The 12,394-nt window shown below is 62.7% G+C and carries 11 protein-coding genes; 8 read left to right on the top strand and 3 right to left on the bottom strand.

Annotation, left to right across the window (positions count from 1 at the left end):
- The first annotated feature begins 5 nt into the window (after positions 1–5).
- The 7 genes from ACFQXB_RS06810 (at position 6) to ACFQXB_RS06780 (ending at position 7,913) form a co-directional block, all read left to right on the top strand.
- A complete protein-coding gene (locus ACFQXB_RS06810; protein ID WP_377401133.1) occupies positions 6–887 on the top strand; it encodes an ABC transporter permease in 882 nt (293 codons plus the stop codon).
- Positions 884–1,735 (top strand): ABC transporter permease, encoded by an 852-nt coding sequence (locus ACFQXB_RS06805; protein ID WP_377401130.1) that lies wholly within the window; start codon positions 884–886, stop codon positions 1,733–1,735. Before ACFQXB_RS06810 ends, ACFQXB_RS06805 begins: the two co-directional genes overlap by 4 nt.
- 3 nt (positions 1,736–1,738) lie before the next feature.
- Positions 1,739–3,073 carry a glutamine synthetase family protein gene (locus ACFQXB_RS06800; RefSeq protein WP_377401127.1) on the top strand — a complete coding sequence of 445 codons (1,335 nt, stop codon included), beginning with the start codon at positions 1,739–1,741 and terminating at the stop codon, positions 3,071–3,073.
- 62 nt (positions 3,074–3,135) lie between these two features.
- A complete protein-coding gene (locus tag ACFQXB_RS06795; RefSeq protein WP_377401124.1) occupies positions 3,136–3,816 on the top strand; it encodes a type 1 glutamine amidotransferase in 681 nt (226 codons plus the stop codon).
- Between the two features lie 2 nt (positions 3,817–3,818).
- Complete coding sequence (locus ACFQXB_RS06790) at positions 3,819–5,174, top strand: glutamine synthetase family protein (RefSeq protein ID WP_377401121.1); 1,356 nt, start codon at positions 3,819–3,821, stop codon at positions 5,172–5,174.
- Entirely contained in the window at positions 5,171–6,475 is a 1,305-nt protein-coding gene (locus tag ACFQXB_RS06785; RefSeq protein WP_377401118.1) for an NAD(P)/FAD-dependent oxidoreductase, read from the top strand. The genes ACFQXB_RS06790 and ACFQXB_RS06785 overlap by 4 nt, the downstream gene beginning before the upstream one ends.
- A 70-nt stretch (positions 6,476–6,545) precedes the next feature.
- Positions 6,546–7,913 (top strand): aminotransferase, encoded by a 1,368-nt coding sequence (locus ACFQXB_RS06780; RefSeq protein WP_377401115.1) that lies wholly within the window; start codon positions 6,546–6,548, stop codon positions 7,911–7,913.
- 29 nt (positions 7,914–7,942) lie between these two features.
- On the opposite strand, the gene phaR is transcribed toward ACFQXB_RS06780, so the two are convergent.
- The 3 genes from phaR to ACFQXB_RS06765 all read right to left on the bottom strand — a co-directional run bounded on the left by phaR (position 7,943) and on the right by ACFQXB_RS06765 (position 10,995).
- Positions 7,943–8,503, bottom strand: a complete 561-nt coding sequence (gene phaR, locus ACFQXB_RS06775) for a polyhydroxyalkanoate synthesis repressor PhaR (protein WP_377401112.1) — start codon at positions 8,501–8,503, stop codon at positions 7,943–7,945.
- 135 nt (positions 8,504–8,638) lie between these two features.
- Positions 8,639–9,079: a Phasin gene (locus ACFQXB_RS06770; RefSeq protein WP_377401109.1), complete on the bottom strand. Its 441-nt coding sequence runs from the start codon at positions 9,077–9,079 to the stop codon at positions 8,639–8,641.
- A gap of 122 nt (positions 9,080–9,201) precedes the next feature.
- Entirely contained in the window at positions 9,202–10,995 is a 1,794-nt protein-coding gene (locus ACFQXB_RS06765) for a PHA/PHB synthase family protein (RefSeq protein WP_377401106.1), read from the bottom strand.
- Positions 10,996–11,094: 99 nt separating this feature from the next.
- Here ACFQXB_RS06765 and phaZ point away from each other — a divergent pair, with 99 nt between their 5' ends.
- Entirely contained in the window at positions 11,095–12,393 is a 1,299-nt protein-coding gene (gene phaZ, locus ACFQXB_RS06760) for a polyhydroxyalkanoate depolymerase (RefSeq protein WP_377401103.1), read from the top strand.
- The last annotated feature ends 1 nt before the right edge of the window (position 12,394 follow it).

Below are 12,394 nucleotides of genomic sequence, written 5' to 3'. Positions count from 1 at the left end.
CCTGCATGTTCACCTTCTGCGCCGACCCAAGCCTGCTGCCTGACTGGCAGTGGTTTGCCTGTTACCTCACCTCCGGCACCCATCTCGCCTTCTACTGGTCATTCGGGGTCGTGCTGTTGTTGATCGCGCTGACCGCTCCGGTCGCGCTGCTGTTCGGCTTTGGCGGGGCGCTGGCAGTGCGTTCGCATGTTGCGCCCCTGCGCGGCATCGGCAAGACCTATGTGGCGATGGTGCGCGGCGTGCCCGATGTCGTGTTCTTCCTGTTCGTGCCGATTGCCATCGATCAGGGGCTTGAATATCTGATGCACACGGTCCGCTGCCCCGACTGGACTGAACCTGTCCGGCGCGGGTCGGATTTCGTGGTCTGCGCGCAGGCCAAGGTGCCGTTGTCATCCTCGGCGCGCTGGGTCCATGACGTCTATGGCTTCGTTCTGGCGCTGTTCGCCTTTGCCATCGTCTTTGGCGCCTTTGCCGCGAACACGCTTGCCGGCGCGATGCAGGCAGTTCCCAAGGCCCAGCTTGAGACGGGCGAGGCCTATGGCATGACACGCCGTCAGGTGTTCCGCCGAATTCTTCTTCCGCAGATGTGGGTCTATGCGCTGCCGGGCCTGTCCAATCTGTGGATGATCCTGATCAAGGCGACGCCGCTTCTGTTTCTGCTGGGCATTCAGGACATCGTCTATTGGGCCCGTGAACTGGGCGGCACCAAGACCTCGTTCTATGCCTATCCGCATGGCGACTGGCGGCTGTGGTATTTTCTTGCGGTGCTGGTGTTCTATCTCGCGCTCACCTGGGTGTCCGACAAGGCGTTCAACCGGCTGATGCAGCGCCTGTCGCTGGGGCAGGCCACGGCGGCCGGTGAACAATTGCGGAGGCAGCAGGCATGAGAAGCTGTGCCGAATCCGTCCAGGGCTATGCCCTGCGCGCCCTGGGCCGCGACTATGGCGAAACACTTCTGCCGCGCGGGATGGAGATCACGCTGTGCGATCAGGTGGTGCTGATCGGATCCGGGATGCTCTGGAACCTTTACTTCGGTTTGCTGGCGGTTGCGATCGGCTTCTTTCTGGCGACCGCGCTGGCGATGGCCCGGAACAGCCGGAGCCGCCTGTTGCAGCGCCCGGCCTCGGCCTTCGTCTTCGTCTTCCGCGGCTCGCCGCTGTTCATCCAGTTCTTCCTTGCCTACGAGGCCTTCGTTCTGTTGCCCAAGGTCGAGATCGACATCAACCTGCTGTTCACCACGATCACCGCCGAAACCCGCTGGCTGACCCGCGCCTGGGCGGGCGCGCTGATCGTGCTGATTCTCAACACCACCGCCTATAGCGCCGAGATTTTTCACGGGGCGCTGCGTTCGGTGCCGAAGGGCGACCTCGAGGCGGCGGATGCCTATGGCATGACAGGGCTGCGCCGGTTCCGGCGGATCGTCTGGCCGACGATGCTGCGCCTTGCCTGGCCTTCTTATACCAACGAGGCGATCTTCCTGTTCCACGCCACGACGCTGGTCTTCTTCTCGGGCTTTCCGGCGTGGCAGCAATCGGGTGATGCGCTCTATTATGCCCGGTATTTCGCCGACCAGACCTTCAACCCCTTCGTGGCCTACCCGATCGTAGCTGCCTATTTCATCGCGCTGACGCTTGTCATCATCTGGATCTTCGGCATGGTGAACCGGCGGCTGAACCGGCACTTGCCACAGGCGGCACGGCCTCGGCTGCGCTACCGGCCGCAATTCATCAGGTGATACATGAAGAACTGGCTCCGCAAGCATCCCGAGGTCCGCACCATCCGTGTCGCTGCCGCTGATCTCAACGGCCAGGCCCGGGGCAAACGCATTCCGGCGCGGTTCGCGGAAAAGGTTGCGATCGAGGGCACGCGGTTCCCGATGTCGGTGCTCAACCTCGACATCTGGGGCGAGGATATCGACGACAGTCCGCTGCTGTTCGAATCCGGGGATGCCGACGGCGTTCTGCGCCCGACCGAGCGCGGCTTCGTGCCCATGCCCTGGCTTGAAGCACCCACGGCCTTGCTGCCGATCTGGATGTACCGCGAAAACGGGCAACCCTATGAAGGCGATCCGCGGCATGCGCTGGCGCGGGTCGTGCGCCGCTATGCCGAAAAGGGCCTCACGCCGGTGGTGGCCACCGAACTCGAATTCTTCCTGATTGACGACAGCGGCAAGACGCTTCAGGTGCCCCCGTCGCCCCGGTCCGGCAAGCGCCGCAAGGCCGCCGAGATCCTGTCGATCCGGGCCCTTGATGCCTTCGATGCCTTTTTCACCGACCTCTACGAGGCCTGCGAGGAGATGGACATCCCCGCCGATACCGCCATTTCCGAAGCGGGGTTGGGCCAGTTCGAGATCAACCTGATGCACGGCGATGACGCGCTCAAGGCGGCCGATGACGCCTGGCTGTTCAAGATGCTCGTCAAGGGGCTGGCCCGGCGTCACGGATTTGCCGCAAGCTTCATGGCCAAACCCTATGCCGATTATGCGGGCACCGGGCTGCATACGCATTTTTCAGTGCAGGACAGCGAGGGGCGCAACATCTTTTCCAACGGCGGCCCCGAAGGATCCGAGGCGCTGCACCAGGCCATTGCCGGCTGCCTGGCCGCCATGCCTGACAGCACGCTTCTTTTCGCGCCGCATGCCAACAGCTATGACCGGCTGGTGCCCGGCAACCACGCCCCGACAGGAATTTGCTGGGCCTATGAGAACCGGACGGCCGCGATCCGTGTGCCCTCGGGCAGCTCCGGGGCGCGTCGGATCGAACATCGCGTCGCGGGGGGCGACGTGAACCCCTACCTCATGCTTGCGGCGATTCTGGGCGCGGCGCTGATCGGGATGGAGGACGGGCTGACGCCGCCGCCGCCGATCACCGGCAATGCCTATGCCATGCCGCTTCCGCAGATCCCCGACAACTGGGACAGCGCAATCCGGGCCTTCGAAGGCAGCCCGACCATCGCCCGCATCTTCCCGCGCGAGCTGATCCGCAACCTCGTGCAGACCAAACGGCAGGAACGGCATTACATGGCCGAGCTTTCACCCGAAGAGCAGGTCGAGGTCTATCTCGACACGGTCTGAGCCCCCCTTGCCGCCGCCGGATCGCGGGGCTAGGCTCTGGGGAAACCAAACAAGAGAACCTCATGCGGATCGGAATCCTGCAAACTGGCCAATCGCCCGAACCCTTGCGGGCGGAGATGGGCGACTATCCCGACATGTTCGAGCGTCTGCTGGCGAAAGAAGGCTTCGACTTTCGCCGCTGGCATGTCGAGGCGATGGAGTTTCCCTCGGGCCCCCATGATGCGGATGGCTGGCTTATCACCGGCTCGCGTCACGGCGCCTATGAGGATCATCCCTTCATCGAGCCGCTGATGGCGCTGATCCGCGAGATCTATGCCGCCGGCGTGCCCCTTGTCGGGATCTGCTTTGGCCATCAGATCATCGCCCGGGCCTTGGGGGGCAAGGTGGAAAAGTATCCCGGGGGCTGGGCTGTGGGTCCGCAGACCTACGATTTTCAGGGAACGCCGATCACGCTGAATGCCTGGCATCAGGACCAGGTCACAGAGAAACCGGCCGAGGCCACGGTGATCGCCAGCAATGATTTCTGCGCCAACGCCGCGCTTGTCTATGGTGATCGCGCCCTGACGGTGCAGGCCCATCCCGAGTTTTCGGATCCGTTCATCCGGGGCCTGATGGAGACCCGCGGCCGCGGCGTCGTGCCCGATGCGCAGATTGACGCAGCCGAGGAACGGCTGGGCGGGCGCGTGCATTCCGACATCATCGCGCGACAGATCGCGGAATTCTTCAAGCAACCAAGGAACTGACCATGTCCGACTGGACCAGCCAGCTGCCCGAAGCCGCCCGCGACTATATCGCCGGGCGCAAGCCCGACGAGGTCGAGTGCATCGTCCCCGATCTTGCGGGTGTGGCGCGGGGCAAGGCCATGCCGGCCTCGAAATTCGCCAAGCAGCCGCGCTTCTATCTGCCGAATTCGATCTTCCTGCAAACGATCACCGGCGACTGGGCCGACAATCCCGGTGATGCCTTCACCGAGCCCGACATGGTGCTGACCCCGGATTTCAGCACCGCAAGTGCCGCGCCCTGGACGGCGGATGTGACGCTTCAGGTCATCCACGACGTGTTCGACCAGGCAGGCCGCCCCATTCCGACTGCGCCACGCAATGTGCTCAAACGGGTGATCGATCTTTATCGCGCTGAAGGGTGGATGCCGGTCATCGCCCCCGAAATGGAGTTCTATCTGGTCGCACGAAACATTGACCCGGCCCAGCCGATCATGCCGCCGATGGGCCGTTCCGGCCGGCGCGCAATGGGCAAACAGGCCTATTCGATGAGCGCGGTGGACGAATACGGCCCGGTGATTGACGACATCTACGACTTTGCCGAGGCGCAGGGTTTCGAGATTGACGGCATCCTGCAGGAAGGCGGCGCCGGTCAGGTCGAGATCAACCTGCAGCATGGCGACCCGGTGCGCCTTGCCGACGAAATCTTCTATTTCAAGCGCCTGATCCGGGAAGCCGCCCTGCGCCACGATTGCTTTGGCACCTTCATGGCCAAGCCGATCGAGGGCGAGCCGGGCAGCGCCATGCACATCCATCATTCGGTGACGGATCTGAAAACCGGGCAGAACATCTTTTCCGGGCCGAAGGGCGAGGAAACGCCGGCCTTCATGCATTTCATCGCAGGCCTGCAGACCTATCTGCCGGCGGTGATCGCGATCCTTGCGCCCTATGTGAACAGCTACCGCCGCTACGTTCCCGATTTCGCGGCGCCGATCAACCTGGAATGGGGCCGGGATAATCGCACCACCGGGATCCGCGTGCCCATATCCGAACCCGAAGCGCGGCGGGTGGAGAACCGGCTGGCCGGGATGGACTGCAACCCCTATCTCGGCATCGCGGCCAGCCTGGCCTGCGGGTATCTGGGCCTGAAAGAGGGCAAGATGCCCCGAACCGAATGTCTGGGCGACGCCTATATGAACGACGACGAACTGCCCCTGAACCTCGGGGATGCGCTGGACCTTCTGGCCGATTGCGGCCCGATCCGCGAGGTTCTGGGCCCCGAGTTCTGCGGTGTCTACGAGGCTGTGAAGCGGCTGGAATACAAGGAGTTCCTGCAGGTCATCAGCCCATGGGAGCGCGAGCATCTGTTGCTGAACGTATGAACCTGCTGCACGCCAACGACCAGACGGGCCGCTATCCGCAAAGCTATTACGCTGCCACCGCGGCGCCGCTTCCTGCCTTCCCCCCGCTGCGGGGCGCGGCCGCGGCGGATGTCTGCGTGGTGGGCGGAGGCTACACGGGCCTGTCAGCGGCCTTGCATCTTGCCGAACGCGGCTATGACGTGGTTCTGCTCGAAGCCCATCGGATCGGATTTGGTGCCTCGGGGCGAAACGGCGGCCAGGTTGGCAGCGGCCAGCGGCTTGAACAGGAGGCGCTGGAGAAGTTGCTTGGCCCCGCCAATGCACGCAAGCTCTGGGATCTGGGCGAGGAAGCCAAGGCGCTCGTGCGCGATCTGATCCTTCGCCACAAGATCGATACCTCGTTCAAGCCCGGCATTGTTCATGCCTGCTGGCGCAGATCGGAACTGCGCCATGTGCGTGCAAACGCCGAAAAGCTCGCGCGCGATTATGACTATCCGCATGTGACCTGTCTGGACCGTGAGGCGCTGCGTGCAATCTGCCCCTCGCCCGGCTATCATGGCGGGGATATCGATCACGGCGCCGGACATATCCACCCGCTGCGCTTTGCGCTGGGGCTGGGCCGGGCCGCCACCACGGCCGGCGTGCGCATCCATGAAGGCAGCGAGGTAACCGGGCTCACGCACGGGCCGACGCTGCGCATCACCACCCGTGACGGCGCGATCACGGCCCGCCACCTTGTCCTGGCCTGCAACGGCTATCTGGGACAGCTTGTACCGCAGGTTGCAAACCGGGTGATGCCGATCAACAACTTCATCATCGCCACAGAACCGCTGGGGCCGCGGCTGGAAACCGTCCTGCGGCAGGATGTGGCTGTGGCCGACAGCAAGTTTGTCGTCAACTACTTCCGCCTGTCAGAGGACGGCCGCCTTCTGTTCGGCGGTGGCGAAAGCTATGGCTATCGTTTTCCGGCAGATATCGCCGCCGTCGTGCGCAAACCCATGCTTCAGGTTTTCCCCCAGCTGCACGATGTGCGGATCGATTATGCCTGGGGGGGGACACTTGCCATCACCATGAACCGGATGCCGTGCTTTGCCCGGATCGCAGGCAATGTCCTGTCGGCCTCGGGCTATTCCGGACATGGCGTAGCGATGGCGACCCTTGCCGGGCGGCTGCTGGCCGAGGCAACTGCGGGCCATGCCGAACGCTTTGACCTGATGGCCAGCGTTCCCAGCCCGCCCTTTCCGGGCGGCACCCTCCTGCGCACGCCGCTTCTGGGGCTGGCGATGACCTGGTTTGCGCTGCGCGACCGGCTGGGGATCTGACCAAGGAAGGCGATTGAACGGCTGCACCAGCCAAGCTAGCCTGCAGCCATAACGAGGAAGGACCCGAGAAATGCGAGACACTGCGCCCAACAGCTGGGAATCCCGCGCCGATGCCCATTCGCTTTACGGTTTCACCGATCTGCCCTCGATCCATGCACGGGGCGCGGTGGTCCTGACCCATGGCGAGGGGCCTTATGTCGTGGATGTCCACGGCCGCCGTTACCTGGATGCGAATTCGGGGCTCTGGAACATGGTTGCAGGGTTTGACCATCCCGGGCTGATCGCAGCCGCCAAGGCCCAGTATGACCGCTTTCCGGGCTATCACGCCTTTTTCGGACGCATGTCCGACCAGACGGTGATGCTGTCGGAAAAGCTGGTCGAGGTGTCGCCCTTTGATCGTGGACGGGTGTTCTACACCAACTCGGGCTCCGAGGCGAATGACACGATGGTCAAGATCCTGTGGTTCCTGCACGGCGCCGAAGGCAAGCCCGAGCGCCGCAAGATCCTGACCCGCTGGAACGGCTATCATGGTGTGACGGTGGTCTCGGCATCGATGACCGGCAAGCCCTACAACAGCGTCTTCGGCCTGCCGCTGCCCGGCTTCATTCACCTCACCTGCCCGCATTACTGGCGCGAGGGTCGGCCCGGTGAAAGCGAAGCCGACTTCACCCGCCGCATGGCGCAAGAGCTTGAGGATGTCATCGCACGTGAGGGTGCCGATACGATCGCGGGCTTCTTCGCCGAGCCGGTCATGGGCGCGGGCGGGGTGATCCCGCCATCGGCGGGTTATTTCCAGGCGATCCAACCCATCCTGAAGAAACACGGCATCCCCCTGATCGCGGACGAGGTCATCACAGGCTTTGGCCGGACCGGCCATGTCTGGGGCAGCCAGACCTATGACTTCACGCCCGACGCGATCATCAGTTCCAAGAACATCACTGCGGGCTTCTTCCCGATGGGCGCGGTGATCCTTGGCCCCGAGCTGGCAGATCGCGTCCAGGCTGCCGCCGAGGCCATCGAGGAATTTCCGCATGGTTTCACGGCCTCGGGTCACCCCGTCGGCTGTGCAATCGCGCTGAAGGCGATCGAGGTTGTGATGAACGAGGGCCTGCTGGACAACGTCCGCGCCCTGACCCCGCGGTTCGAGGCCGGACTGCGTGAACTGGCGCGGAACCCCAACATCGGCGAATGGCGCGGGAAGGGGTTGATGGGCGCTCTGGAGGCCGTGAAGGACAAGGCCACCAAGACGCCCTTCGACAGCAAGCTGTCGGTATCCGAGCGGATCGCGAACACCTGCACCGATCTTGGGCTGATCTGCCGCCCGCTGGGACAGGCCGTCGTGCTTTGCCCGCCCTTCATCATCACGGAAGCGCAAATGGACGAGATGTTCGACAAGCTCGGCCAGGCGCTGACCAAGGTGTTTGCCGAAGTCGCCTGAAATGGCAGGGTGCGGGCCGCGAGGCCCGCTCAGTCATCCAGACGGGACAAACGGGCCTGAAGCGCCGCCAACTGGCGCTTTATCTCGGCCAGATCCTGCGCCGGGTCGCTGGCGTCTCCGTCCCGGTCGGGTTCGGGGCCGCTGCTTGTGGTCCAGCCCCCCATGATCGATTTGAGAAAGGCCTGCTGCTGGCGCTGCATGGCCTCGAACCCCGGCATCGTGTTCATCGGGTTCGGAACCTTGGTGAGATTTTCCATCATCTTGGACTGCCCGTCGCGCAGCATTTCGAACGACATGGCAAGGAACTGCGGCACGACGCTTTGCGCCTGAGTGGTATAGCTGCGCACAAGATCGGTCAGCACATCAAGGGGCAGCACGCTTTCGCCGCGGCTCTCGTGTTCGGCTACGATCTGCAGCAGATACTGGCGCGTCAGGTCGTCGCCGCTTTTCAGATCAACGATCTGAACGTCGCGACCCGCCCGGATGAAGGCCGCAATATCCTCCAGCGTCACGTAATCGCTGGTCTCAGTATTATACAGACGCCGGCTGGCATACCGCTTTATCAGCAGTGGTTTCGCGCCGTCAGCCATCGACCCATCTCCCATGTCCTGCAGTGCCGGGAAGCTTAGGGCAGCGAAAATCAAAAAGAAAGGGCGGGCTTCACAAGCCCGCCCCACCACCCGACCGGCTGGGAGGAAACCGGTCCGGCAGGCATCAACCCATGATCAGAGCGGCGTCTTCTTTGCAGCGCCAGCAGCACCCGAAGTAGCCTTCTTGGCGGCAGAGGTCGCGTCTTCCGAGAAATCCTTGCCAGCGGCGAGCATCAGCTCGACCGTCTCCATCTGCACCTTCTTCGCCACTTCGGCAAAAGCTGCCAGATGCTCGGCCGACATTTCAGCCGAGGCCGAAGCAAAATCGCTCACCGCCTTGGTGTATTCGGCCGGCTCTTCCTTGGCCTTCGACATCTCGCCCATCTTGGCGATCATGTCCTTGGTCCACTTGCTCTGGATCTCGGCCGATTTTTCGGCGGCCTCAAGCGCGACCTTGGTCATCTTCTCGCCCAACGCTGCCGAGGTCTTGAAGGCCTGCTGCATTGCGGACGCGTCGACCGGGAAAGCCGACATCATGTCCTGCATCATCTTGGTGTAGTCTTGGGTCTTCGCCATGCGTCTCACTCCTAGCTGCGGCCATCCCGTCTTGACAATTATATAAATGCTGCAGCGCAGAAAATCAACCCGTTTATGCTGCAGCGCAGCATTTCACGAAGGGCGCAGTTTGAATTGTCTTTTCAGGTATTTGGCCGCGCCAGAACATAGCTGCCGGGCGCACGACCCAGCAACGGAACCGGCGAATCGTCCAGCCGACGGGCTGCAACAAGCGCACCCGAGCGCTTGCGCAGCCATTCCTCCCAGCGCGGCCACCACGACCCCGGATGGAACTCGGACCTTTCGCGCCACGCGTCAGGCGCGAGGTCCAGTTCCTTGTTGATGTAATGGCCGTATTTCTTCTTCGCGGGCGGGTTCACGATACCGGCGATATGACCGGATTGTGACAGGATGAAGGTCTTGTCCCTGGCACCCATTTTCTGAACGCCCGCGTAACTTGCCTTCCACGCGGCGATGTGGTCGGTTTCGCAGGCGATGGCGCACAGCGGCACCTTCACATCGCGCAGCCGCAAGGTTTCCCCGCAGGCGTCATAGCCATCGCGGGCAAACCGATCCTGCTGACACAGCCCGCGCAGATACTCGACGGCCATGCGGGCCGGGAGATTGGTCCCGTCGCCGTTCCAGTAGAGCAGGTCAAAGGCCGGCGGCGCCTCGCCCAGCATGTAGCTGCGGATGGCCGGCTGGTAGATCAGATCATTCGAGCGCAGATAGGAAAAGGTGCGCGACATGTAGAAGGCATGCAGGAAGCCCTTGTTGCCCACCTCACGCTCGATCCCGTCGACGAAGTCGTCGTCCAGGAACACCCCCATTTCTCCCTGGTCCGAAAAGTCGGTGAGCGTGGTGAAGAAGGTCGCCGAGCGGGCCGAACGGTCCTTGCGCCTCTCCATCAGGGCAAGCGTCAGCGCCAGGGTTGTGCCGCCGATGCAATAGCCGACAAGGTTGACCTTGTCCTCCCCCGTGATCTTCTTCACCTGCGCGATCGCTGCCAGGTAGCCCTCCTCGATATAGTCATCCAGCCCCACATCGCGATAGCTGGCATCCGGATTGACCCAGCTTACCACGAACAGCGTGTAACCCTGTTCGACGATCCAGCGGATCAGGCTGTTCTGTTCCTTCAGGTCCAGAACGTAGAACTTGTTGATCCAGGGCGGGAAGATGATCAGCGGCGTCCGGCGCACCTTTTCGGTGCGGGGCGCATACTGGATCAGCTCGAACATGCGGTTGCGGAACACCACCGCGCCTTCCGTCGTGGCAATGTTCTCGCCAACATGGAACGCCTCGCGGTCGGCCAGCGTCACCAGAAGATCACCCTCGTTCGCCTCGATGTCGCGGACGAGGTTTTCCAGCCCGCGCACCAGGGACTCGCCGTCGGTTTCCACCGCGCGGGCAAGGGCTTCGGGATTGGTGCCAAGGAAATTCGTGGGCGCAAACATGTCGATGATCTGGCGGGTAAAGTAATCCACGCGCCGCTTGTCCCGCGGGTCAATATGCTCCAGATCGTTTACCGCATTCTGCATCGCCTCAGCCGAAAGCATGTATTGCTGTTTGAGGTAATTGAAATAGGGATGCGTCTGCCAGGCGGGATCAGCGAATCGGCGGTCGGACGGGGTGGGATCCGGGGGCGCCACCAGTTTGCCGCTTGCCAGAGCCTGGTTTGCCTCGACATAGTGCTTCAGGGTCTTCCCCCAGTAGGAAATCTGATGCTCCAGGACTTTGGATGGATTTTGCATCAATTCGGCAACATATGCCACGGCCGCCTTCATGAACAGCTCTTGCGAGGGGCCTTGCAGCCCCGGATCCCCCGATTTTCGCTTGGAAAGCGCGGAAACCAGCCGCTGGGAGAGTTCTTCGATCTTGACGAGATTGGCGTTGAGACGTTCGAGCCGGAGGGCTCCTGCCTCTTCCTCAGTTGTCATTGCAATCAATCCCCCCTACCTTCCTCTCAGCAAGCATAGCGTCGCCGAACTGGGGGGAAAAGCGACGATTTCCCGGATGTCCCGGCAGGAGCACGCGACATGAAATACATGGCAACCTACGACCTGATGGAAACCGCGCGCAACACCAACCAGTGGTTGGGTGCATCCGCACGGGCAATGGCGGCCTATCCGATCTGGGGGATGATGCCGAACCCGGTTTTCAACCTCATCGACGCCTGGGGCCGCGTGACCGAACGCAGCTTTGCGCGCATGGTCGAGAAACCCGATTGGGGCATTCAGGCCGTGGTCGGCTCCGAGGGCCGGGACCATACCGTGCAGTGCCAGACCGAACTCAAGCGACCCTTCGGCGATCTCGTGCATTTCCGGGTGCAGGGGCGGCCGACGATGCCGCGCAAGGTGCTTCTGGTGGCGCCGATGTCGGGACATTACGCGACACTTCTGCGCACGACGGTGGCAAGCCTGCTTCCCGATTGCGAGCTTTATGTGACTGACTGGCACAATGCCCGGGACATTCCCGTGTCTGCGGGCAAGTTCGATATCGAGGACTACACGCTCTATCTTGTCGAATTCATGCGACACCTCGGTCCCGATACCAACGTGATCGCCGTCTGCCAGCCGGTGCCGCTGGCCCTTGCCGCCACGGCCTATCTTGCACAGGAAGAACCCGAGGCGCAGCCGCGCAGCCTGATCCTGATCGGCGGACCGGTCGATCCCGACGCGGCCCCAAGCGACGTTACCGATTTCGGGCGGCGTGTAACCATGGGGCAGCTTGAACAGCTTGCCATCCAGCGCGTCGGCTTCAAATATGCGGGTGTCGGGCGTCTGGTCTATCCCGGGCTACTTCAGCTCGCGTCCTTCATCTCGATGAACAGCGACCGACACGGGCAGGCCTTCTTCGACCAGATCATGCGCACCGCCAAGGGTGAAGCCGCCGAGCATGACAAGCATAATCGTTTCTACGACGAATACCTGGCTGTCATGGACATGACGGCCGAGTTCTATCTGTCGACGGTCGAACGGATCTTCAAGAACCGCGAAATTGGCCGCAACGCCTTCAGCATTGCGGGCCGGCCGGTGGACATCGGCAAGATCACCACCGTGGCCGTCAAGGTCGTCGAAGGCGCCGAGGATGACATCAGCGCGCCGGGCCAGTGCCTTGCCGCGCTGGACCTGCTGACCGGCCTTCCGGAATCGAAGAAGGCTGCACATCTCGAACCCGGTGCCGGCCATTACGGAATCTTCGCCGGACGGTCCTGGCGCAACAACATCCGCCCGCTGGTGCTGGATTTCATCGACGCCAATTCCGGGGATGCGGCAGCAGCCAGGGGCAGCAAGAGCCGAATCCGTCTGGCCAGCGCCCAGGGTGCCGAAACCTGAC

Origin of the sequence: Halodurantibacterium daqingense (assembly GCF_042666235.1) — a bacterium.
Classification (GTDB): domain Bacteria; phylum Pseudomonadota; class Alphaproteobacteria; order Rhodobacterales; family Rhodobacteraceae; genus Halodurantibacterium; species Halodurantibacterium daqingensis.
This window is presented reverse-complemented; position numbering and strand designations above follow the sequence as displayed.